Below are 23,526 nucleotides of genomic sequence, written 5' to 3' on the forward strand. Positions count from 1 at the left end.
ATGACTCAACCGAGCGCCCTGGCGCAAGCCGAATCCCTGCTGCTCACCCCCTTCTCGCTGACCGAGGGCGATCTTTCGCGGACCTTCGGCCAGATATTGAAAAACCAGGTCGACTATGCCGACCTCTATTTCCAGTATTCCCGCTCCGAGGCGTGGAGCCTCGACGAGGGCATCGTCAAGTCGGGCAGCTTCAACATCGACCAGGGGGTTGGCGTACGCGCCATTTCCGGCGAGAAGACGGCCTTCGCCTATTCCGACGACATCAGAGCCCGGGCACTGGGCGATGCCGCCAATGCCGTGCGCGCCATCGCGACGGCCGGGCAGTCGGGCAGCCTGCCCGCCTTGCAGGCGATCAAGGCGAGCCGCTCGCTGTACGTGCCCAACGACCCCATTGCCTCGCTGCCGGCCGAAGCCAAGGTCAAGCTGCTCGAACGTCTGGAAGGTTATGCCCGGGCCATCGATCCGCGCGTCGTTCAGGTGATGGCCTCGCTGGCCGGCGAATACGAGGTGATCCTGGTTGCCGGCTCCGACGGTCGGCTGGCTGCCGATATCCGCCCGCTGGTGCGCTGCTCCGTGTCGGTCATCGTTGAGGAAAACGGCAAGCGGGAACAGGGTGGTGCCGGCGGCGGCGGCCGTTTCGATTTCGGCTATTTCGACGATGAAATCCTGCAGCGCTACGCCAGGGAGGCCGTGCATCAGGCCGTGGTCAACCTGCATGCCGAACCGGCACCGGCCGGTCAGATGACGGTCGTCCTCGGCTCCGGCTGGCCCGGCATCCTGCTCCACGAAGCGGTCGGCCACGGTCTGGAGGGCGACTTCAACCGCAAGGGCAGTTCGGCCTTCAGCGGCCGCATCGGCCAGCGCGTGGCGGCCAAGGGCGTTACCGTGATCGACGACGGCACGATCAGCGACCGGCGTGGTTCGCTGAATTTCGACGACGAAGGCAACCCGACCCAGCGCAATGTGCTGATCGAGGACGGCATTCTCAAGGGCTACATGCAGGACAGCCTGAACGCCCGCCTGATGGGTGTTGCCCCGACCGGCAACGGTCGTCGCGAATCCTTCGCCCATCTGCCGCTGCCGCGCATGACCAACACCATGATGCTGGCCGGGCAGCACGACCCGCAGGAAATCATCGCCTCGGTCAAGAAGGGTATCTATGCCGCCAACTTCGGTGGCGGTCAGGTCGATATCACCAGCGGCAAGTTCGTTTTCTCGATGAGCGAGGCCTATTTGATTGAAGACGGCAAGGTGACCCGACCGATCAAGGGGGCCACCCTGATCGGCAACGGTCCGGATGCGCTGACCCGTGTGTCGATGATCGGCAACGACCTGCAACTCGATCCGGGCGTCGGTACCTGCGGCAAGGATGGGCAGAGCGTTCCGGTCGGTGTCGGGCAACCAACCCTGCGGATCGATGGACTGACGGTGGGGGGTACTGCATAATATCCACTTGCAATGTAAGGGAATTGTTATGCGCTCGTTACTCGCGGCTGCGGGGCTTGTTTTTGCCAGTTTTTCCGTGTTGGCTCAACCGGGAACGCTGGAACGTCTGAAAACGCTACAGGCTGATCCGGTTGCACTGAAGGCCGCTGTCGAGGCCGGCAGGAAAGCATCTTTCTTCTGTGCCAACTGCCACGGGGAAACCGGCATCAGCAAGATGCCGGAAGTTCCCAATCTGGCCGGGCAAAATCCTTCCTATCTACTTGAGCAGATACGGAAGTTCGGTAGCGGCGAGCGCAAGGATCAGTTCATGGAAGGGCTGATCAAGGTGCTGAAGGATGAAGAGCGGGTACAGATAGCGCTGTTCTTCGCCAGTCAGGGGGCGGCCCGTTCCAAGGCCGATGCCGGACAAGTGGCGCGTGGCAAGGAATTGTTCGCCAAACTGTGTACCCGTTGTCACGGCGACGGTGCGCATGGCAACGACCAGTACCCGCGTCTGGCCGGCCAGAATCTTGTTTATCTGCAGACCTCGATCACCCGTTACCGCGACGGTACGGGCGTTCGCAACAATCAGCTGATGTCGATTGCGACGGCAACCCTGAAGAACGATGACATTGTTGCAATCGGGAACTATCTTACCCAATTGCCTTAAGCTAAATTGTCATGCGTATGTTACGGCGTTGATACAAATCATTGTGGTCGTCTATGGGTAGCGGATAAGCTCCCGGTTCATCGAGAATTTTCGAGGAGGTCTTCTTGAAGACTGTGCTGGGTATCTTTATCGCTGTTTTCCTCGGCTTGGGTGTCGACGCAGCCCAGGCTCAGATTAACGACATCAATTCGGCAATCAACAAGGCCGGTCGGCAGCGCATGCTGTCGCAGCGCATGGCCAAGGCCTATTTCCAGGTCGGCCAGGGCGTTGAGGTCGAGCGCAGCAAGAAGGTGCTCGACGCCTCGGTGGCGACCTTCGACCGTCAGCTGGTGGAATTGAAGAACTACGCCCCAACGCCCGACATCAAGGCGACCTACGTCAGTCTTGAGCAGTCCTGGCTGGACTACAAGGACTTGTTGGTCGGCAAGAATCCGTCCCAGGATGGTGGACGCAAGGTTCTGGCACTCTCCGAAGAGGTGCTGACCTTGGCGCATCAGGGGACTGTCCAGCTGGAAAAACATTCAGCCTCCACGGCGGGCCGCCTGGTCAATATTTCGGGGCGTCAGCGCATGTTGTCCCAGCGCATGGCCAAGTTCTATCAGGCCAGCGCTTGGGGCGTGAATGACGCCAACAGCACCGCCAATCTGGAAAAGGCCCGCAAGGAATTTTCCGCTGCGCTGGCTGAGCTCGGTGCGGCACCGGCCAATACGCCGCAGATCAAGGATGGTCTTGAGCTGGTCAAGCAGCAATGGTTCTTCTTTGAAAATGCCCTGGGGCAGAAGGTTGGTGCCGACAAGCGCCCGCAAACCGCCGTCGCCACTACCAGTGAGCGCATTCTGGAAGAAATGGAAGGCGTCGTCGGCCTGTACGAAAAGCTGCCCCGGTAATCAGAAAAGACTGAGCTGGCGTATCGGGCCGCTTGCGTCGGGTGCCGGCGGGACAAAGCGCGTGGTGTCGAGCGCCGGCCAGTCGCGCTTCAGTTCAAGCCGGCGGCAGGCCAGTTCGAAGCGCTGGCGCAAGAGGTCGGCAAAGTGTCCGAGCCCGGTCATGCGGCTGCCAAAATTCGGATCGTTGATGCGTTGTCCGCGCAAGTCGTAGAGGACTGACATCACGCGAGCCGCTTTTTCCGGTGCATGCCATGTCAGCCAGTCGCGGAACAGCGTGGCGACTTCGTACGGCAAGCGCAGGACGGTGTAGCGCGCACTGCCGGCGCCATGGTTCCTGGCCCTGGCGAGCAGGTTTTCGAGTTCCTGGTCGTTCAGACCCGGGATCAATGGCGCGACGAATACGCTGACCGGGATGCCGGCGGCAGCCAGTTTTTCCATTGCTTCCAGGCGTGCGTGGGGCGCGCTGGCGCGCGGCTCGAGTTGCCGCGCCAATGTTCCGTCCAACGTGGTCAGCGAAATGGCGACGTGCGCCAGGTTCTGTCTGGCCAGTTCGGCCCACAGATCGGTGTCGCGAACGATGAGTGACGATTTGGTGACGACGCTGACCGGGTGCTGCGTTTCCAGCAGGATTTCCAGGATGCGCCGGGTCAGGTTTTCCCGGCGTTCGAACGGCTGGTAGGCATCGGTCGCCGTGCCCAGTGCAATGGGCGTGCAGAGATACCCCGGTTTGGCCAGTTCAGCACGCAGCAGACGTGGGGCGTCGGGCTTGGCGAATATCTGTGTTTCGAAATCGAGGCCTGGCGACAGGCCCAGCCAGGCGTGCGTGGGCCGGGCATAGCAATAGATGCAGCCGTGTTCGCAGCCGCGGTAAGGATTCAGCGACTGATCGAAGCCGAGATCGGGTGATTCGTTTTGGCTGATGATGCGCTTGGCGTTGTCGACCAGCAGACGTGTTTGCGGCAGCGAGGCGGCAGCCTGTTCCCAGCCGTCATCGACGGCTTGGCGGGTTTCCGTGCTGAAGCGGTGGGCGACGTTGGCTGCAGCGCCGCGTCCCTTGATCGGGCGGTCCGGAATTTCAGGCGAAGGGTCAAGATCATGTTCGGCCATCGACATCCGGTAGAATGCCGTTTTTTCAGCATTTTTTGAATGGGTCTGGTCATGACGACGCCGCACAGCACACAATCGAGCAAACCGAATACCGACGACGTTCGCATCAGGGAGATCAAGGAGCTGGTCCCGCCCGCCCACGTCTTTCGCGAGTATCCGGTTTCCAGCCGGGCGGCGCAGACCACCTACGATGCCCGCCAGGCCATCCATCGCGCCCTGCATGGTGCCGATGACCGTCTGCTGGTCGTTATCGGCCCGTGCTCGATTCACGATTACGACCTGGCGATGGATTACGCGAAGAAGCTGGCCAAGGAGGCCGAGCGCTTTGCTGACGACCTGATCGTCGTCATGCGCGTCTATTTCGAGAAGCCGCGCACCACGGTGGGCTGGAAGGGTTTGATCAACGATCCTCGCCTCGACAACACCTTCCGCATCAACGAAGGCCTGCGTCTGGCGCGTCGCATCCTGCTCGAGGTCAATGAGCTGGGCCTGCCGTGCGCGACCGAATTCCTCGATACCATCACGCCGCAATACACCGCCGACCTGATTGCCTGGGGCGCCATCGGCGCCCGCACCACCGAGTCCCAGGTGCATCGTGAGCTGGCTTCGGGCCTGTCCTGCCCGGTTGGCTTCAAGAACGGCACCGACGGCAACATGCGCATCGCCGTCGATGCCATCCGCTCGGCCAATTCGCCGCACCATTTCCTGTCGGTGACCAAATCCGGTCATACCGCCATCGTGTCGACCATGGGCAACGAGGATTGCCACGTCATCCTGCGTGGCGGCAAGGAGCCGAATTACGATGCGGCCAGCGTCGATGCCGCCTGTCAGGAAATCGCCAAGGCTGGCCTCGCTGCTCGCCTGATGGTCGATTTCTCGCATGGCAACAGCCGCAAGCAGTTCAAGCTGCAAATGGAGGTCTGTGACAGCGTCGCCGAGCAGATTGGCGGTGGCGAAGAGCGCATCGTCGGCGTCATGGTCGAGTCGCATCTGGTCGAAGGGCGTCAGGATCTGTCGCCGGACAAGCCGCTGACCTACGGCCAGAGCATTACCGATGCCTGCATCAACTGGGACGACAGCGTCGCGGTCATGGAAAAGCTGGCGGCAGCGGTACGCGCTCGCCGGGTGGCCGAGGCGGCCGAGTAATCGGCGGTTTTCGGGGCGATTGCTAAAATTCCGGCTTTCGCCCATTGGGTGGCGAAGTGCTGTGTTAGAATTCGCCCCGGCGGGTCTCCCCGCATTGCAGGGTGGTGAACCTGGTCAGGTCCGGAAGGAAGCAGCCACAGCCATTGACTGCAAGTGCCGGGGGTTAGGCTCGCCATTTTCATTTTTCCTCCATCGGTGTGGGGCGCATGAGTTATCAGGTCCTTGCGCGCAAGTGGCGGCCGCGCAATTTTTCGACGCTGGTTGGGCAAGAGCATGTGGTGCGCGCCTTGTCGCACGCCCTTGCCGAGCAACGCCTGCACCACGCCTATCTATTTACCGGTACACGCGGCGTCGGCAAGACCACGATCGCGCGGATTCTCGCCAAGTCGCTGAATTGCGAGACCGGCATCACGGCCACGCCCTGCGGCCAGTGTTCCGCCTGCCAGGAAATCGATAGCGGTCGTTTCGTCGACCTGCTCGAGGTCGACGCGGCAACCAATACCCGCGTCGACGAGATGCGCCAGCTGCTCGAGAACGCGGTGTATGCCCCGACGCGCGGCCGCTTCAAGGTCTATGTGATCGACGAAGTCCACATGCTGTCCAATTCGGCCTTCAACGCCATGTTGAAGACCCTGGAAGAGCCGCCGGAACACGTCAAGTTCATTCTGGCGACGACCGATCCGCAAAAAATCCCGGTCACCGTGCTGTCGCGCTGTTTGCAGTTCAATCTGAAGCAGATGCCGGCGGTCGCCATCACCGGGCATCTTGCCCATATCCTGCAGGCCGAAGGGGTTCCCTACGACATGCCGGCGCTGGCGCTGGTCGCCCGTTCGGCAGCAGGCAGCATGCGCGATGCTTTGTCCCTGCTCGACCAGGCCATCGCCCACGGTGCCGGCAAGGTCGAGGAGGCGCAGGTCCGCGGGATGCTAGGGACGGTCGATCAGGATTTCCTGCTCGCCATTCTCGAGGCGCTGCATGCCGGTGAGGCCGGGGTGCTGCTGCAGGTGGCGACCGACATGGGGGTGCGCAGCCTGTCGTTTGCAGCGGCTTTGCAGGAATTGGGTGCGCTGCTGACGCGGATGCAGATCGTGCAGTGTGTGCCGTCTGCAATCGACGACGATGAGCCGGAAAAGGAGCGTATCGTTGCGCTGGCCAAAGCCTTTTCGCCGGAATTCGTGCAATTGGCCTACCAGATCGTCAATGTCGGGCGAACCGAGTTGGCGTCGGCGCCGGATGAGTATTCGGGCTTCGTCATGACCTTGCTCCGCCTGCATGCGTTTCGCCCCAGCAGCGTAGCCGATGTGGTGGGTTCGGTGGCGGTGCGCAGCCGGGTCCAGCCGCCGGTCGCCAAGGCGCAGCCGGTCTTGTCGGCGCCGCAGCCGCAGGTGCAGCAATCGGCTCCGGCGCCTGTTCAGCCGCGCGCCGAGGCGCCGTTGACTTCGTCTGCGCCTGTCGCCGGAGACGGAGACTGGCATCGGATCGTCGCGGCGTTGTCGCTCTCCGGTCTGGCCAGGGAGTTGGCGCAGAACTGCGAGTTGCGAAAATTGGCCGACGGGCAATGTCTGCTTCGCCTGTCGCCCAAGCAAACGCACCTGCAGATGAAGCCGAATCCGGACCGTCTGCAGCAGGCGCTCGCCGATTACCTCGGGCATCCAGTGCAGTTGCGCATCGAGTTGGCTGAGAACGAGGTCGATACGCCGGCTGCCACTGCTGGGAAGCAGCGCCAGGAGCTGCAGGATAGGGCGGAGAATGCAATCGCCCAGGATGTTTTCGTTCGCGACGTGATTGACTCGTTTGGGGCGTCCGTCGTCGAATCGTCGATCAAACCAATCGTCTAACGGAGAAAAGCACATGATGAAGGGTGGCTTGGGTGGCCTGATGAAGCAGGCGCAGGCAATGCAGGAAAACATGAAGAAGGCCCAGGATCAGCTGGCCCAGCTCGAAGTCGAGGGGCAGTCCGGGGCCGGGATGGTCAAGGTGGTGATGACTTGCGCCCATGAAGTGCGTCGCGTCAGCATTGACCAGTCCGTCATGGACGACCGTGAAATGCTCGAGGATCTCGTGGCGGCTGCCCTGAACGACGCCGTTCGGCGCGGCGAAGCCTTGAGCAAGGAAAAGATGGCTGGCTTCACGGCCGGTCTCAATCTGCCGCCCGGATTCAAGCTGCCGTTCTGATTCCGTGAATCCGTCCGGGCTTGAGTCGCTGATCGAGGCCTTGCGCTGCCTGCCCGGAGTGGGGCCGAAATCGGCGCAGCGCATGGCGTACCATTTGTTGCAGCGCGACCGGGCGGGGGCGCAGCGCCTGGGTGACGCGGTACTGCACGCGCTGCAGGCGATACGCCATTGCCAGCGCTGCAATACCTTTTCCGAAGCTGAAATCTGCGAGCGCTGCCTGTCGCCGCGGCGCGACCCGAGCGTGCTGTGCGTGGTCGAAACGCCTGTCGACATGAACATGATGGAGCAGACGCTGAGCTACCAGGGGCTCTATTACGTCCTGATGGGGCGGATTTCGCCGCTCGACGGCGTCGGTCCCCGCGAGCTCGGCCTCGAGCGCCTGATGGCGCGGGTGCTCGACGGCGTGGTCAAGGAGGTCGTTCTGGCGACCAACTACACCAACGAGGGCGAGGCGACGGCACATTACATTGCCGCCATGCTCAAGCCGAAGGGCGTCGGGGTGACCCGGATCGCCAGGGGGGTGCCAGTCGGCGGCGAGCTTGAATATGTCGATAGCGGCACGCTGGCGCAAGCTTTGCGTGAGCGAAAGAGCTGCTCAGCGTGACAGCGTCTTTTAACGACGGTTCCGTTGTCGTATAATTTAGTGTTTATTTTTTATCCCATCCAATTCCTTTAGGGGTCAGCGTAATGAGCAATCAAGGAAAAGTGGACTGCGGACGGCGGCGTTTGGTCGTCGCGACCGCAGCCGTGGGCGGGGCAGGTGCGGTTGCCGCGCTTGTGCCGTTCGTCTCCAGCTTGCTTCCTTCCGAACGCGCCAAGGCAGCAGGCGCTCCGGTTGAAGTCGATATCAGCAAGCTCGAGCCGGGTCAGATGATGACCGTCGAGTGGCGCGGCAAGCCGGTGTGGATCATCAACCGCACCAAGGACATGCTGGATACCCTGCCCAAGCTGGCCGATGCCGTTGCCGACCCGAAATCCGAAAAGAACCAGCAACCGGCCTATGCGCAGAACGATACGCGCTCCATCAAGCCGGAAATCATGGTCGTTGTCGGTATCTGTACCCACCTCGGCTGCTCGCCGTCCCAGAAGTTCAAGAAGGGTGCCGAAGAAGGCATGCCGGGCGAATGGCTGGGTGGCTTCCTGTGCCCCTGCCATGGTTCGACCTTCGACTTTGCCGGCCGTGTTTACAAGTCGAAGCCTGCTCCGACCAACCTGGAAGTGCCGCCGCACTACTACATGGCCGATACCCGCATCCTGATCGGCGAAGACAAGAAGGGAGCATAAGAAATGGCTGCTGGCAATTTCGAAAAATACAAGTCCGACGGTTCGCTGGCCGGTAACGCCCTGGAGTGGCTCGATGCCCGCTTCCCGGCAACTTCCATGTGGAAGGGCCACCTGTCCGAGTACTACGCCCCGAAGAACTTCAACTTCTGGTACTTCTTCGGTTCCCTGGCCCTGCTGGTTCTGGTGATCCAGATCGTCACCGGCATCTTCCTGGTCATGCACTACAAGCCGGATGCGGCTGTGAACGCCAACGGCGTGCCGGTTGCCTTCGCTTCCGTCGAGTACATCATGCGCGACGTGCCGGGTGGCTGGCTGATTCGCTACATGCACTCGACCGGGGCCTCGGCCTTCTTCATCGTGGTGTACCTGCACATGTTCCGTGGCCTGCTCTACGGTTCCTACCGCAAGCCGCGTGAACTGACCTGGCTGTTCGGTGTCGGCATCTTCCTGTGCCTGATGGGCGAAGCCTTCTTCGGCTACCTGCTGCCGTGGGGTCAGATGTCCTTCTGGGGTGCCCAGGTTATCGTGAACCTGTTCTCCGCCATCCCGATCATCGGGCCGGACCTGTCGATCCTCATCCGTGGCGACTTCGTCGTCGGCGATGCGACCCTGAACCGCTTCTTCTCCTTCCACGTGATCGCCTTCCCGCTCGTTCTGATCGGCCTGGTTGCAGCGCACGTACTGGCCCTGCACGAAACCGGCTCCAACAACCCGGACGGCGTCGAGATCAAGGCCAACAAGGACGAAAACGGCATTCCGCGCGACGGCATCCCGTTCCACCCGTACTACACGGTCAAGGACATTGTCGGTGTGATCGTCTTCCTGATGGTCTTCTCCGCCGTGATGTTCTGGGCACCGGAAGGTGGCGGCTACTTCCTCGAAACGCCGAACTTCTACCCGGCCGACCCGCTGAAGACCCCGCCGCACATCGCTCCGGTCTGGTACTTCACGCCGTTCTACTCCATCCTGCGTGCCGTGACCTATCCGTTATTCGGTCTCGATGCCAAGTTCTGGGGCGTGGTCGCCATGGGCGCTTCGGTAGTCATCTTCGCCTTCCTGCCCTGGCTGGATCGCAGCCCGGTCAAGTCGATCCGCTATCGCGGCCCGATCTACAAGACCCTGCTGACCATCTTCGTCATCTGCTTCTTCATCCTCGGCTACCTGGGCACCCTGTCGCCGTCGCCGATGGGTGAGCTGGTTTCGCAGATCTGCTCGGTGTTCTACTTCGCCTTCTTCCTCGGCATGCCGTGGTGGTCCCGCATGGACAAGTTCAGCCCGGTCCCGGACCGCGTGACGATGAAGTGAGAGGATGCATAACATGAAAAAATATCTGATCGCATTGCTCTTCGCACCGCTGATGGCCTTCGCCTCCGGTGGCAACGTGCACCTCGACAAGTGGCCGGGTTCGGTGGGTGACAAGGCTGCGCTGCAAAATGGCGCCAAGCTGTTCGTCAATTACTGCCTGAACTGCCACGGTGCGTCCTACATGCGCTACAAAAACCTGATGGATCTCGGCCTGACCGAGACGCAGGTCAAGGACAACCTGATGTTCACCTCCGACAAGATCGGTGGACTGATGGCGGTCGCTGCGCGTTCCGATGAGCAGAAGCTGTGGTTCGGCGCCACCCCGCCGGATCTGACCATCGTCGCCCGTGCCCGTGGCGAGGCCGGCAATGCTGGCGCAGGCGCCGACTGGCTTTACACCTACCTGCGTTCCTTCTACCGCGACGCCAACCGCCCGACCGGCTGGAACAACGTGATCTTTGAAAACGTTGGCATGCCGCACGCCCTGTATGGCCTGCAGGGTCAGCAAGTGCTGAATCACGAAACGCACAAGCTGGAGCTGGCAGTTCCGGGCGCCATGGCGCCGGCCGAGTTCGACAAGGCCGTTTCCGATCTGGTCGGCTTCATGGTCTGGATGGGTGAGCCGCAGCAGGAATTCCGTCGCACGCTGGGCTTCTTCGTATTGGCCTTTTTGGCAATCCTCTTCGTTGTCGCTTACGCGCTGAAGAAGGAATACTGGAAAGACATTCACTAATCCGCCAAGGATTGGTTAACGGCATCGCGGGTTTGGCTTCGGCCAACCCCCGATGCCGAATCGCTTTTTGAGGGTAACCCTAAATGATGAACCTCTATTCGGGCACCACCTGCCCCTTCAGCCATCGTTGCCGCATCGTCCTGTTCGAAAAGGGCATGGATTTCCAGGTCATCGATGTCGACATGTTCAACAAGCCGGAAGAAATGGCGGCGATCAACCCGCACAACCGCGTGCCGGTTCTCGTCGAGCGCGATCTGGTCCTGTTCGAGCCGAACATCATCAACGAATACATCGACGAGCGTTTCCCGCATCCGCAGCTGATGCCGGCCGATCCGATCATGCGCGCCCGCGCCCGCCAGTTGCTGGTCGGCATGGAACGCGAGATCTTCTCGTTCATGGAAGTGATCGAAAAGAACGGCAAGACGGCCGACAAGGCCCGTCAGGAAATCCGTGCCCGCCTGACCGAGATCGTGCCGATCTTCAACAAGCAGAAATTCATGCTGGGTGACGAGTTCTCCATGCTCGACGTGGCCATCGCTCCGCTGCTGTGGCGCCTCGACCACTACGGCATCGACCTCGGCAAGGCCGCCGCGCCGTTGATGAAGTACGCCGAGCGCATCTTCAGCCGCCAGGGCTTCATCGACGCGCTGACGCCGTCCGAAAAGGCGATGCGCAAGTAAGCATGGAGCTGCCGTCCACCAAACCCTATTTGCTGCGCGCCATCTGGGAGTGGTGTTGCGACAACGGCTTCACGCCGCATATAGCCGTCGAAGTCGATGGTCGGACCCGTGTTCCGCGCGAGTTCGTGCGCGATGGCCAGATTGTTCTCAATCTCGGCCCGACGGCGACCAACAAATTGCAGATCGGGAACGAGTTCATCGAGTTCCAGGCACGGTTTGGCGGTGTTGCACGAGAGTTGTCCATTCCGGTCGATCGCGTTTCGGCCGTCTATGCACGGGAAAACGGCGCGGGAATGGCGTTCGAGGTGGATGGCGACAGCGAGATGGCGGATGAGGCGCCGGCTGCTGTCACCGTTGCCGAGGCACCGACCGACGAACCGCCACCGGAGCCGACGCGCCCCGATGAAGGGCGTCCCCGGTTGCAACGCATCAAATAGGGACAGGCGCAGTACCGGATGCACCAAAAAAGGGAGATTTCCGAAAGGAATCTCCCTTTTTCTATCCCAAGTCCATGATTTTTATAGGTGGCATGCCTGTTGCTGAAAGCATGCCGGAAGGAAAATCATGAAAACCGAAGTCAAATCCACCTGTTGTTACTGCGGCGTCGGCTGCGGGGTCCTGATCGAAACAGAAGCCGGCAAGATCACCGGTGTCCGGGGCGATCCGGCGCATCCCGCGAACCGCGGCCGTTTATGCACCAAGGGTGCAACCTTGGCGCTGACCGCCGATTCCGGCTACCGTCTGCTGTATCCGGAATGCCGCAAGGCGCGCGGTCAGCCGGGTGAACGTGTCGCCTGGGATCGGGCGCTCGATGATGCTGCCGAGCGCTTTGCCGCGACGATCCGCGAATACGGCCCGGATTCGGTGGCCTTCTATATCTCAGGCCAGTTGATGACGGAGGACTACTACGTCTTCAACAAGCTGGCCAAGGGCCTGATCGGCACCAACAACGTCGATACCAACTCGCGCCTTTGCATGTCGTCGGCGGTCGCCGGTTACAAGCAGACGCTGGGGGTCGATGCGCCGCCCTGCAGTTACGAGGATATTCTCGCGGCGAATGTGATATTCGTCGCCGGCGCGAATCCGGCCGTTGCCCATCCGATCGTGTTCCGCAGCATCGAAGACGCGAAGGCCGCCAATCCCGACCTGAAAATCATCGTTGCCGATCCGCGTCGTTCCGAAACCGCCGAGATCGCCGACTTGCATCTGGGGATCAAGCCAGGTACCGACATCGCGCTGTTCAACGGCATGCTGCACGTGCTGATCGCCGAGAATCTGCTCGATACCGAATTCATTGCCGGGCATACCCGTGGGTTTGATGAGCTGAAGGATATTGTCCGCGCCTACACGCCGCAGGCCGTCGCCGACGTGTGCGGCGTGCCGGCGCAGGATATCGTGCAGGCCGCCCGCTGGTTCGGGCAAAGCGGCGCCTCGCTGTCGCTCTACTGCCAGGGCCTGAACCAGTCGGCGCATGGGACGCACAACAATGCAGGCATCATCCATCTGCATCTGGCAACCGGCCTGATCGGGAAACCGGGCGCCGGCCCCTTTTCCCTGACGGGGCAGCCGAATGCGATGGGTGGACGCGAGGTCGGCGGTTTGTCGAACCTGCTGTCGGCGCACCGCGATCTGGCCAATCCGCAACACCGTGCCGAGGTCGCCGCCTTGTGGGGGGTGGTGGACGTGCCGGAGAAGCCGGGCAAATCTGCCGTCGATCTGTTTGCGGCGCTGAAAACCGGGGAAATCAAGGCCGTATGGATTGCGTGCACCAACCCCGCGCAGTCGCTGCCCAATCAGGCTGCCGTCCGCGAGGCGCTGCTGGCGGCCGACTACGTGGTTCTGCAGGAAGCCTATGGCAATACCGATACCGCGGCCTATGCCGACCTGCTGCTGCCGGCCAGCGGCTGGGGTGAGAAGCACGGTACGGTGACCAATTCCGAGCGCCGCATCACCCATGTGAATTCCGCCGTGCCGCCGCCCGGCGAGGCTCGCCACGACTGGGAGATCGTCGTCGATTTTGCGCGCCGCCTGGGTCAGAAGCTGGGAATCGACGGCGAACGCCTCTTTCCCTATGCCGATGCCGAGTCGATATTCGCCGAGCACCGCGAAAGCACGCGCGGGCGTGATCTGGACATCACCGGGCTGGACTATGCCCTGCTCGATGCGGCGGGGCCGCAGCAGTGGCCGTATCCGGCGGGGGCGAGCGGCGGCAAGGTTCGCCTCTATGCAGACGGTGTTTTCCCGACGCAAGACGGCAAGGCGCGATTCGTAGCGGTCAGGCATCTGGCGACGGCCGACACGCCGGATGCCGACTACCCGATCAGCCTGCTGTCGGGGCGCATGCGCGACCACTGGCACGGCATGAGCCGCACCGGCACCGTGCCGCGCCTGTTCAATCTCGAGGACGAGCCCCTGCTCGCCATGCACCCCTGCGACATGCGCCACTGCGGCCTGGAGAGCGGGAGTCTCGTGCGGATATCGAACCCGCGCGGCGAAGCCATCGTCAGGGTGGAGGAGCGGCCGGGGCTGAAGAAGGGGCGGGCGTGGATGCCGATGCACTGGGGCAGCCAGTTCATGAATTCCCCGGGCGTGAATGCGGTGGCCTGCGATGTCACCGATCCCTATTCCCGGCAACCCGAATTGAAGCATGCCGCAGTCCGGATCGAGAAAGTCGACCTGCCCTATCCGCTGGCCATCGTGCGCCGCTGCGCCAGCCAGCCGGAAGCGCTGGCGCTGTTGCAGGCGGTGCGGCCGGTGTTGCAACGCTATCCGTATGCCACCCTCGGCCTCTACGGCGGCACGGCGCCGCTCGTCGTGCTGCGTGCCGCCCTGGCCGAAGCGCCCGACGATGCGGAGATCGATGCGCTGGATGGCTTGTTCGGGATCGCCGGCAGCGCAGGCGCCATCGTTTACGCGGATGCCATGAAACGAGTGGCCAAGAAGGCCATCGCGACCGACGGGCGTTTGCAGGCTGTGCGTCTCTGCGGCGAAACGCAGGCGGTGGCCTGGTTGAAGCAGGCCATGGCCGAGGACGAACTGGATGCCGGCCTGATTCGCTTTGCCCTGGCGCCGCTTGGCAAACCGCCGGTCAACGTGGCGCCGCGCCATATCGTCTGCAAGTGCGCCGATGTCACGGATGGGCAGATACGCCAGGCGCTGGCGGCCGGCGCCGACCTGCCGCAACTGCAGGAGAAGCTGCACTGCGGCACGTTCTGTGGTTCCTGCGTACCGGAGATTCGGCGCATGGCGGCGGAATTCGCGCCCTCGGAAACGGCGGCTGCCTGAGATGGCCGGGGAGAACACGGTGAGCTACGGACAATACATCAAGGAGATCGGGCGTGGCGCAGAGGGCGCCCGTGATCTGTCGCATGACGATGCCCGGCAGCTCTATGCGGCGATGCTCGACGGGGGCGTCCCCGATCTCGAGCTGGGCGCGATCATTGTCGGGTTGCGTGTCAAGGGCGAATCGCTCGACGAGATGCTCGGCTTCATGGCGGCAACCGACGAGCGGACCCACCCGCTGGCCTTGCCGCATGGCCGCGGCCGCCCCGTCGTCCTGCCGACCTACAACGGGGCGCGCAAAGAGGCCAACCTGACGCCGCTGCTGGCCCTGCTGCTGCAGCGCTTCGGCGTGCCGGTCCTGATGCACGGACTGATCGAAGGCAATGGGCGGGTGAGCAGCGCGCATGTCCTGCGTGAGCTTGGCATCCTGCCGGTGTCATCCACCCACCAGGCGCAGAAGGCGCTTGACGAAAACGGGCTGGCCTTCGTCCCGCTCAGCGCGCTCTGTCCCGGTATCCACAACCTGCTGTCGCTGCGTGCCCGCATGGGCGTGCGCAGCAGCGCCCACAGCCTGGTCAAGCTGATCGACCCGTTTCACGGGGAGGCGGTGCTGGTCGCCGCCGCGACCCACCCGGATTTCATCGGCCTGATGCGCGACATCATGATGGCGCGCGGCCAGCGCGGTCTGCTGCTGCGCGGCACCGAAGGGGAGCCCTATGCCAATGCCAAGCGCCGGCCGCGTCTGGAGTATGTGCACGACGGGGTGGCCAACCTCCTGTTCGAAGCCGAGCACGAAAGCCTGCGCACCCTCCCCAATCTGCCGGAATCGGCCGATGCCGTCACGACCGCACGCTGGATTCGCCGCGTGCTCGACAAACAGGTTCCGCTGCCCAAGCCCATCGCCAACCAGCTGGCCTGCCTGCTCTATGCCAGCGGCTATGCCGACGACCTCAACCAGGCCAAGGCGATCGTCGCCGTCGAGGCGACGGGACTGCTGGTCGGCGGAAACTGAAGCGAATGCCCCGCACCGAGGTGGCATGGAATGCACCGAAGTGGTGCGGTCGTTTGAGATTGTTTTCTATATATTTCAATTAAATCAGTCGCTTGTTGTGTTGGCATGCTGATTGCAAAGAACTGTACAAAGCAGCGAATCAACCGCCAACGGGGGCGGTCCGATGGCAACGACGTCATGCGCTGAAAGCTATTTGCACCGCCTGGTGCGCGCAACGTTGGAGCCCAAACATGAGCAAACCCCGTCTTGTCCTGATCGGTAACGGCATGGCCGGTGTCCGCACCGTCGAAGAGCTGCTGAAGATCAAGCCCGATCACTACGACATCACCATTTTCGGTGCCGAGCCGCATCCGAACTACAACCGTATTCTCCTTTCCCCGGTCCTGGCCGGCGAAATGGGCGTCAAGGACATCATCCTCAACGAACTCGACTGGTACGCAGAAAACAAGATCACCCTGCATACCGGCAAGCAGATCAAGACCATCGACCGCGTCAATCGCAAGGTCGTCGCCGAAGACGGCACCGAGGAATACTACGACCGCCTGCTGATCGCCACCGGCTCGACCCCGTTCATGCTGCCGATCCCCGGCAACGATCTGCCCGGCGTCATCGGCTACCGCGACATCAAGGATACCGACGAGATGATCGATGCCGCAGCACGTCACAAGCACGCGGTCGTCATCGGTGGCGGCCTGCTCGGGCTGGAAGCCGCCAACGGCTTGAAGCTGCGCGGCATGGATGTCACCGTGGTGCATATCGGCCCGTGGTTGCTCGAGCGCCAGCTCGACGAAGTCGCCGGCAAGATGCTGCAGAAGTCGCTGGAAGACAAGGGGCTCAAGTTCCTGCTTGAAACGCAGACCGAAGCGCTGATCCAGGGCGAATCCGGCCGCGTCGCGGCGATCCGCTTCAAGGGCGGCATGCAGATTCCGGCCGACCTCGTCGTCATGGCCGCCGGTATCCGCCCGAACTACACGCTGGCCGAGAAGTCCGGTATCTACTGCAACCGCGGCATCGTGGTGAACGACACCATGCAGACCTACGACCCGAAGGTGTACGCCGTCGGCGAGTGCGTCAGCCATCGCGGCATCGCCTACGGCCTGGTCGCCCCGCTGTTCGAGCAGGCCAAGGTGGCGGCCAACCACCTGGCCGGCTACGGCATCGGCCGCTACACCGGCTCGGTGACATCGACCAAGCTCAAGGTCACTGGCATCGACCTGTTCTCGGCTGGCGACTACATGGGCGGCAAGGACACCGAGGAAATCGTCCTCAACGACCCGCACGGCGGCGTGTACAAGAAGCTGGTCATCAAGGACAACAAGCTGGTCGGCGGCGTCATGTACGGCGATACGGCCGACGGCCCGTGGTACTTCCAGCTGCTCAAGGATCAGCGCGACATCCACGACATCCGCGACTCGCTGATCTTTGGCCAGAACCTGGTCGGCGACGTCGGCCATGCCGGTAACAGCAAGGCGGCCGAAATGGCTGACAGCGCCGAGGTCTGCGGCTGTAACGGCGTGACCAAGGGCACCATCGTCCAGGCGATCAAGGCCAAGGGATTATTCACGCTGGACGAGGTCAAGAAGCACACCAAGGCGGCTTCCTCCTGCGGTTCCTGCGCCGGCCTGGTCGAGCAGATCCTCGCATCGACCATCGGCGGCGCCTATACCCCGGCGGCAGTCGATAGCAAGCCGGTCTGCGGCTGTACCGACCATTCGCACAAGAAAGTGCGCGAAGCCATCTTCGGCCAGCACCTGACCAGCAAGGAAGCAGTCTTCAAGGCGCTGGAGTGGAAGACGCCGAACGGTTGCGACAAGTGCCGTCCGGCGGTGAACTACTACCTGATCTCGAGCTGGCCGCATGAGGCCAAGGACGATCCGCAATCGCGCTTCATCAACGAGCGCGCCCACGCCAACATCCAGAAGGACGGCACCTACTCGGTCGTGCCGCGCATGTGGGGCGGCCTGACGACGCCGGCCGAACTGCGTGCCATCGCCGATGCGGCCGAGAAATACAAGGTGCCGACGGTCAAGGTCACCGGCGGTCAGCGTATCGACCTGCTCGGCGTCAAGAAAGAAGACCTGCCGGCGATGTGGGCCGACCTCAACGCTGCCGGCATGGTTTCCGGCCACGCCTACGGCAAGTCGATCCGTACCGTGAAGACCTGCGTCGGCGCCGAGCATTGCCGCTTCGGCACGCAATTGGCGATGTCGATGGGCGTCAAGCTGGAGAAGATGCTGTTCGACATGTACGCCCCGCACAAGGTCAAGCTGGCCGTCTCCGGCTGCCCGCGCAACTGTGCCGAGGCCGGCATCAAGGACGTCGGCGTGATCGGCGTCGATTCCGGCTACGAGCTGTACATCGGTGGCAACGGCGGCATCAAGACCGAAGTCGCCCAGTTCTTGTGCAAGGTGAAGAGCGACGAGGAGGTCATGGAGTATTCCGGTGCCTTCCTGCAGCTCTACCGCGAGGAGGGCTGGTACCTGGAGCGCACCTGCCACTACATGGATCGCGTTGGCCTCGACACCATCAAGAGCAAGATTCTCGAAGACGAGGAAGGGCGCAAGGCCTACTACGCCCGTCTGCTCGACTCCCTGAAGGACGCCAAGGATCCGTGGGCAACCAGCCGCGAGGAACAGCCGATCAAGCAATTCATCCCGATCAAGCTCGAAGCCTGATCAAGACAAGAGGAACAAGAACATGAGCAACTGGAAACTGATCTGCAAGCTGGACGACATCCCGCAACTGGGCTCGCGCGTCGTTCAGCGCCAAAGCGGCGGCGATATCGCCATCTTCCGCAACGCCGAAGACGAGGTCTTTGCGCTGCACGACAAGTGCCCGCACAAGGCCGGCCCGCTGTCGCAGGGCATCGTCCATGGCCGCAAGGTGACCTGTCCGCTGCACGGCTGGAACATCGGCCTGGAAGACGGGCATGCGGTGGCGCCGGATGTCGGCAGTTGCGGCAAATTCGAGGTCAAGGTCGAGGCCGGCGACGTCTATCTGCTGGCCTGAAGCCATCTTTTTTCGGCGGCTGAAATCCGCCGTGTTCACCTTGCGGGGCGGGCTGCCGAGCCAATCCGCCCCGGGTTTTTCCGATATGCGAAAACAAGCTGCCGGCGCCCAGCGCCATTTTCCCAAGCTGTGGGCCAAGCGACTGAGCGAAGCCGAGTACGTCGAGATGCTGCTGTCGCCACGCCTGCATCTCGATTACCTGTTGTCGGGTCAGAGCGAAGACATGTACCACCTGACCTCGATTGCCGGGGTATTCAATGTGGCGACAGCGCTGGCGCACATGCGCCGCGATCTGCGCAGCATCCCGTACTACGAGGCGTCTCTCGCGCTATTGCTCGACATAGCCCGAAGCGGTCTGCACGAGCAGGCGAGCGCGCATCGATTGCGCCGCTACTTCAACAGCGCCGACGACTACCTGCTGTGCCACAGCCGCCAGGAACTCGAGCATGCCGTGCATCTGGTCCGCCAGCAGATACTGAGCGGGCAGGCGACTCCCCTACTTGCGGCCTGAGGGCGTGGGCGACTAATCCGGTGCCAGGCACGGAAGCGACGGCCTGGCAATCGGAAATAGTCGGTCGTACACGAGATTGAAGCCGAAGGCGTAGGCCGTGTACGCAAGGGCCAGTCCCAGATCGGCGAGCAGGGCTTCGAGCCAGCTCATCTCAGTCCACGCCACGATGATCGGCAGGCTGACCAGCAGCAACCCGGCCTCGAATCCCACCGCATGCACGACACGCCAGCGCATGAGCCGAAGGTCGGCCGTGCGCCCGGTCAGGCGGCCTTCCACCCAGTCGAAAGCGGTGTTGTAACCGGTGTTCCACAGCGCAGCGATCAGCGCTATCGTCGCCAGGAGCGTAAAGGATTCCACCATCCCCACCCCGCTCAACCAGACGAACGGCGGCGTGATCAGCAACAGGCCACCCACTTCGAAGAGGGCAACCTGACGGATGCGGTCGGGCAGGGAACGGAGCAGCGGCTTTGCAGCGGACATCGGGGCAATATTTCAGGTAAAACAGGATGTTAGCTGAGTGCGCTTGTGAATACTGTGACGGTTTGTTTTGGTGCTGGGCGCTCTGGCGCTGAGCCGGGCGGGGTGCTTCTGTGAATTGCAGATCACTTGAGCGGCAGGGTTCGACCCAATCGGGCCGTTCGCAGCTCAGTAGTGTCAATGGCACGTTTCTAATTGATGCTGCCATCCAGGGCAAGCGCTAAATACGAACCATCCGGTATTAACGGTCATTTCCCCAGAGCGCCTAGGTAGGTTGTAATGTGCCGAATTTCGGTTGTTCAACATTTCATCGCCCCGTCTTCAAAATACCCTCTCCTCATGGAATATTTGCGTTATTTTTTTAGCATTGCCTCAATGCTTTCTGAGAACTTTTCAAACGAAATTTCTCGCATGATGTCATCTGAAACTTTTTGGACGAACATTAGCTCATCTATTCCGCGAGACTCAAGATTCTTCCGAATTCTGAAATAGAATTTTTTATCTGGCTGATCAACCTTTCCTTTGTACTTGCTATTATGCTCTGCAGCTAATGAGTCCAAGGAGTCTAACTGAAAATACTTGTCATTAATTATTTTCTTAAGAGAAGGGTTGGTGCCTTCGATTGCAATTGAATAAATAAATTTTTCTACGCTTTCAATCGGCAGAAATAGTTTTTTCAGGCCGGAAAATTCCTTCGGTATCTTGTTGATTACATCCCCATCAAGAACACTGATGATTTCTCGGCCAACACCCAATACATTTCCCCTCAGCAGGTCGCGTTGCAGAGTGAGAACGTTCGTGTAACCTCCAACAGGAACAACGTGCACCAACTTGCTTGAACCAAAATTCTTCGATTCTAAAACTTTTTCGACCAGCACCTTTGCCAATATGTCTTCAACTAGTAGTAGGAAATCAAAACCGTCGTGCCGATAAACATCTCGGATAACATAGCTAGGGTAGCCAGGATTAACAACATCAACAACGCCTAGGTTGTTTTCAATCTTGTAAATATTCTTGGGTTGGATTTTTCGAATAACTTCAGGCGAGTGCGAGGTCAGAATCACCATCAGGTTAGGCGTGCTTTGAACAAGCTCGTTAATTAAGTCTATAAATCGACTAACGGCGATCGGGTGCAATGCCAATTCGATTTCATCAATTAAAACCAAGATCAATTGATCTTTTGAAAGCGATCTTCTAACAATCGCATTGTAGACAAAATGGAGGAGAGAGATTAAAAGGCACTCCCCCGAGCTCATTCGATACTGACTAATCAAATTACCATTAATGGAGTTAAAATATGGCGTACTTGTCAGGTTGAGTTTTTGAGCGATTGACCTGTTTTTAATTCGCTTAAGATCTTTGTATTTATTTGATGTTCCGGTGAGAATGTGGCTTAGCTTTTCCTTGACATAATCGTCTGCATCAACAATATCGTTTCCCGCTATATTGCCTGCTTTGAGGTGGCCGTCAACGGTTCGTGAATCATTGAATCGGGTGCCGTAAAATAGACTTCCTTCGTACATTCCACGGAGTGAGACATTCTGGCTTGGTAAATTCCAGTTATTTGATCCCGACCAGACATCCGTCTTGCCATCAAGGGTAATTTCGACATTCGAAGATGCATTATAATCATCGGAGTTTAATGTTCTCAGGGAGTTTCGAATTGCCTGAGAGAGCGCTAGTAAAATAGTGCTTTTTCCAGATCCATTGCTTCCAACAATGAGGCTTAAACTTTGCTCCAATGGGAATTCAATTACTGCGGATTTTATATTCTTTACGTTATCAATTTTGATTTTAAGATCATTCATTTCTTAAGCCAACCCGGACTATATAAAGATGATTTTAGAATACTACCATTTCGAAGCTGCTTCATGCATGGGGGTCACCAAGGTGTTTTATGCTGCTAATCAGAGTCATCGTCACCCATGACACGGAACTCACATGACATTGCAAAGCGCTTGTGACAACCCTCAGGTTTCTTGAGAGCCGGATGGCGTCCTCTGACGCAAAGCAAGCCCGGCGTTCTGTGGTTCATTACTTCCGTCAAAGTCAGCAACGTGATGAATTGCAGGCCTCTACACTTCGTATCCTCGGTGTCCGCTCCGGCCGATGAGCGCGAATAGGCTACCCGGCAGCTTCCGAAGTGCAGCGGTCATTCAAGTGACGGCTTTTGGATATAGATCAACGGCAGCAGTTGGCCGAATGCAGCCTTTTCCCCCCATCCATAATCAACGGAGTGACATCAGCTGAGCATCGATTCACGCATCGCCATCCGCCTTTTGTGTCTTCCTTGCCTCAAGCGCAGCCTCGCGCAACAGGTGCTGGAAAGAGGGCATTCGAGATGGCTGGCGGCGTGGCGAATGTGGCTCTGCCGACGCTGGGCGCGGCTTTGGATGTATCGTTTGCCGAATCGTAATGGGTGTCTGGCTTACCTGCTCGGATGGATGTGTATCCTCCGCTGAGGCGGGCAATTTTCTCTGTGGCCTCGATTGCGGCGGCCTTGGCGCCGCTCCGCGATTGGGTGCCGGCGGCGCAAACCGGGTGGGCGATGGGATTGCTCGGGCAATGGCGGCTTTATGCCGCTTCGGGTTCTGCCTGGCGGTTGTGACGCTTTCGGCTAGCTGTCGTGCGACTTGTCAGGATTCGGCGCTTTCGAGAAGCGCTATGAATTCCGGAAGGTCGGGTAATGCGTCATGACAGCTACCTTGCAGCGGCGCGATATCCCACGATGCTCGGGATGCGACACAGAGGTGGGCGACAATTTCCAGCTTCTTGCTGTCTTCGAGCAGCCCGGCCGGAACCCAGTGGTACGGGAGGCCGCGCAACGGATTGGGTACGGGCGAGCCGCAAATCGAGCAAAAGTCGGAACGGAACCCCGATTCCTTCTTCCAGCTCGAAATCGATTCGAGACCACGAATCCAGCGGAATTTTCCACTCGGAACGATAGCGGCCGTGCTGGAGAGTGACCCGCCCTGCCTTCGGCAGAGTGAGCAGTGGCATTGGTAGAGCTTGAAGTGCGAGCCTTCGATGTCGAAAGCGATCTGTCCACACAGGCAGTGGCCACGCATGCGATCTCCTCTGGAAAAGCGGGGGCGATAGAGGTGCAAATCGGCGCGGCAAGCTGCCGGTGAACCCTTGCTCTGGTGCCTCAGCGTGGGCCGCCGTAGTTGTCGGCCAAGCCGTCGTAATGGGCGTGAGCCTCGCTTTCCAGCAGGCCGGCGGCGCGCCATTCGAGCAGGGCGGGGTGGGCGAGTACGGTGTCGCGGTAGGCGGCGGCCTGGGGCGGCAGCGGCACGTTATAGATGTCGAAGCGGCACACCACGGGTGCAAACATCGCATCCGCTGCCGTGAAGTCGCCGAACAGCCAGGGGCCGTCGCCTTGTGCGACGTGGCTGCGGGCATCTTCCCAGATTTCCACGATGCGCTCGATGTCGCGCTGGACGTCGGGTTCGGCCGGCTTGCCCCGCAGGCGCAGCTTGAGGTTCATCGGCATGGCAGTGCGCAGCGCGGTGAAGCCGGAATGCATTTCGGCACAGATGCTGCGGGCGCGTGCCCGGGCGCGGGCATCGGTCGGCCAGATCGCCTGCTGGCGTTCGGCCAGGGTTTCGATGATGGTGAGGCTATCCCAGACCTGGAAGCCATCCGCTTCATGCAAACAGGGGACGCGGGCGTTGCCGGCTATCGGCTTGAGCGCCGGGTTGAACGGGCGCCCGGCCACCGAGACCATGTGTTCGCGAAATGGGATGCCGAAATGTTTCATGACCAGCCACGGGCGAAGCGACCACGACGAATAGTTCTTGTTGCCAATATAGAGGTCGAGCAT

22 protein-coding genes and 1 other RNA gene are annotated in these 23,526 nt (G+C 60.6%); 18 read left to right on the forward strand and 5 right to left on the reverse strand.

Going from position 1 to position 23,526, the window contains the following annotated elements:
• From tldD to F1002_RS02190, 3 genes are all read left to right on the forward strand, one after another.
• A complete protein-coding gene (gene tldD, locus F1002_RS02180; RefSeq protein ID WP_150427387.1) occupies positions 1-1,446 on the forward strand; it encodes a metalloprotease TldD in 1,446 nt (481 codons plus the stop codon).
• A gap of 28 nt (positions 1,447-1,474) precedes the next feature.
• Positions 1,475-2,095: a cytochrome c gene (locus F1002_RS02185; protein WP_150427388.1), complete on the forward strand. Its 621-nt coding sequence runs from the start codon at positions 1,475-1,477 to the stop codon at positions 2,093-2,095.
• A 113-nt stretch (positions 2,096-2,208) separates the two neighbouring features.
• Positions 2,209-2,982: a type IV pili methyl-accepting chemotaxis transducer N-terminal domain-containing protein gene (locus F1002_RS02190; protein ID WP_223879465.1), complete on the forward strand. Its 774-nt coding sequence runs from the start codon at positions 2,209-2,211 to the stop codon at positions 2,980-2,982.
• On the opposite strand, the gene F1002_RS02195 is transcribed toward F1002_RS02190, so the two are convergent.
• A complete protein-coding gene (locus F1002_RS02195) occupies positions 2,983-4,089 on the reverse strand; it encodes a PA0069 family radical SAM protein (protein ID WP_223879426.1) in 1,107 nt (368 codons plus the stop codon). It abuts the gene before it with no gap.
• Positions 4,090-4,128: 39 nt separating this feature from the next.
• Here F1002_RS02195 and aroG point away from each other — a divergent pair, with 39 nt between their 5' ends.
• The 15 genes from aroG (at position 4,129) to F1002_RS02270 (ending at position 19,226) form a co-directional block, all read left to right on the forward strand.
• Positions 4,129-5,235 (forward strand): 3-deoxy-7-phosphoheptulonate synthase AroG, encoded by a 1,107-nt coding sequence (gene aroG / locus F1002_RS02200; RefSeq protein WP_304522903.1) that lies wholly within the window; start codon positions 4,129-4,131, stop codon positions 5,233-5,235.
• A 78-nt stretch (positions 5,236-5,313) separates the two neighbouring features.
• Positions 5,314-5,412, forward strand: an RNA gene (ffs, locus tag F1002_RS02205) — signal recognition particle sRNA small type.
• A 29-nt stretch (positions 5,413-5,441) separates the two neighbouring features.
• Positions 5,442-7,073, forward strand: a complete 1,632-nt coding sequence (gene dnaX / locus F1002_RS02210) for a DNA polymerase III subunit gamma/tau (RefSeq protein ID WP_150427391.1) — start codon at positions 5,442-5,444, stop codon at positions 7,071-7,073.
• Positions 7,074-7,086: 13 nt separating this feature from the next.
• Complete coding sequence (locus F1002_RS02215; protein WP_150427392.1) at positions 7,087-7,410, forward strand: YbaB/EbfC family nucleoid-associated protein; 324 nt, start codon at positions 7,087-7,089, stop codon at positions 7,408-7,410.
• A gap of 4 nt (positions 7,411-7,414) precedes the next feature.
• Positions 7,415-8,014: a recombination mediator RecR gene (recR, locus tag F1002_RS02220; RefSeq protein ID WP_150427393.1), complete on the forward strand. Its 600-nt coding sequence runs from the start codon at positions 7,415-7,417 to the stop codon at positions 8,012-8,014.
• An 83-nt stretch (positions 8,015-8,097) separates the two neighbouring features.
• Positions 8,098-8,694, forward strand: a complete 597-nt coding sequence (petA, locus tag F1002_RS02225) for a ubiquinol-cytochrome c reductase iron-sulfur subunit (RefSeq protein WP_150427394.1) — start codon at positions 8,098-8,100, stop codon at positions 8,692-8,694.
• Between the two features lie 3 nt (positions 8,695-8,697).
• Positions 8,698-9,999 carry a cytochrome bc complex cytochrome b subunit gene (locus F1002_RS02230; RefSeq protein ID WP_150427395.1) on the forward strand — a complete coding sequence of 434 codons (1,302 nt, stop codon included), beginning with the start codon at positions 8,698-8,700 and terminating at the stop codon, positions 9,997-9,999.
• Positions 10,000-10,012: 13 nt separating this feature from the next.
• Complete coding sequence (locus tag F1002_RS02235) at positions 10,013-10,732, forward strand: cytochrome c1 (RefSeq protein WP_150427396.1); 720 nt, start codon at positions 10,013-10,015, stop codon at positions 10,730-10,732.
• A gap of 83 nt (positions 10,733-10,815) precedes the next feature.
• The gene (locus tag F1002_RS02240) at positions 10,816-11,412 is read left to right on the forward strand and encodes a glutathione S-transferase N-terminal domain-containing protein (RefSeq protein WP_150427397.1); all 597 of its coding nucleotides are present in this window, start codon (positions 10,816-10,818) and stop codon (positions 11,410-11,412) included.
• A 2-nt stretch (positions 11,413-11,414) separates the two neighbouring features.
• Positions 11,415-11,849, forward strand: coding sequence for a ClpXP protease specificity-enhancing factor (locus F1002_RS02245; RefSeq protein ID WP_150427398.1), 435 nt, complete (start codon positions 11,415-11,417; stop codon positions 11,847-11,849).
• Positions 11,850-11,976: 127 nt separating this feature from the next.
• The gene (locus F1002_RS02250) at positions 11,977-14,697 is read left to right on the forward strand and encodes a nitrate reductase (RefSeq protein ID WP_150427399.1); all 2,721 of its coding nucleotides are present in this window, start codon (positions 11,977-11,979) and stop codon (positions 14,695-14,697) included.
• Positions 14,698-14,716: 19 nt separating this feature from the next.
• Entirely contained in the window at positions 14,717-15,706 is a 990-nt protein-coding gene (gene ybiB, locus F1002_RS02255) for a DNA-binding protein YbiB (protein ID WP_150427400.1), read from the forward strand.
• Positions 15,707-15,936: 230 nt separating this feature from the next.
• Positions 15,937-18,381, forward strand: a complete 2,445-nt coding sequence (gene nirB / locus F1002_RS02260; RefSeq protein WP_150427401.1) for a nitrite reductase large subunit NirB — start codon at positions 15,937-15,939, stop codon at positions 18,379-18,381.
• Positions 18,382-18,403: 22 nt separating this feature from the next.
• Positions 18,404-18,715 (forward strand): nitrite reductase small subunit NirD, encoded by a 312-nt coding sequence (gene nirD / locus F1002_RS02265; protein ID WP_150427402.1) that lies wholly within the window; start codon positions 18,404-18,406, stop codon positions 18,713-18,715.
• Positions 18,716-18,800: 85 nt separating this feature from the next.
• Entirely contained in the window at positions 18,801-19,226 is a 426-nt protein-coding gene (locus F1002_RS02270) for a hypothetical protein (protein ID WP_150427403.1), read from the forward strand.
• Between the two features lie 12 nt (positions 19,227-19,238).
• Here F1002_RS02270 and F1002_RS02275 read toward each other — a convergent pair whose 3' ends face one another.
• The 4 genes from F1002_RS02275 to F1002_RS02290 form a co-directional block, all read right to left on the reverse strand.
• On the reverse strand, positions 19,239-19,706 hold the full coding sequence (locus F1002_RS02275; protein ID WP_150427404.1) for a PACE efflux transporter: 468 nt from the start codon (positions 19,704-19,706) through the stop codon (positions 19,239-19,241).
• A 350-nt stretch (positions 19,707-20,056) separates the two neighbouring features.
• Positions 20,057-21,511 (reverse strand): ATP-dependent endonuclease, encoded by a 1,455-nt coding sequence (locus tag F1002_RS02280; protein ID WP_150427405.1) that lies wholly within the window; start codon positions 21,509-21,511, stop codon positions 20,057-20,059.
• Positions 21,512-22,339: 828 nt separating this feature from the next.
• Positions 22,340-22,771 (reverse strand): GFA family protein, encoded by a 432-nt coding sequence (locus F1002_RS02285; protein ID WP_150427406.1) that lies wholly within the window; start codon positions 22,769-22,771, stop codon positions 22,340-22,342.
• Positions 22,772-22,851: 80 nt separating this feature from the next.
• Positions 22,852-23,526 (reverse strand): glutathione S-transferase, encoded by a 675-nt coding sequence (locus F1002_RS02290; RefSeq protein ID WP_150427407.1) that lies wholly within the window; start codon positions 23,524-23,526, stop codon positions 22,852-22,854.

The organism is Dechloromonas sp. CZR5 (assembly GCF_008711155.1).
Taxonomy (GTDB): domain Bacteria; phylum Pseudomonadota; class Gammaproteobacteria; order Burkholderiales; family Rhodocyclaceae; genus Azonexus.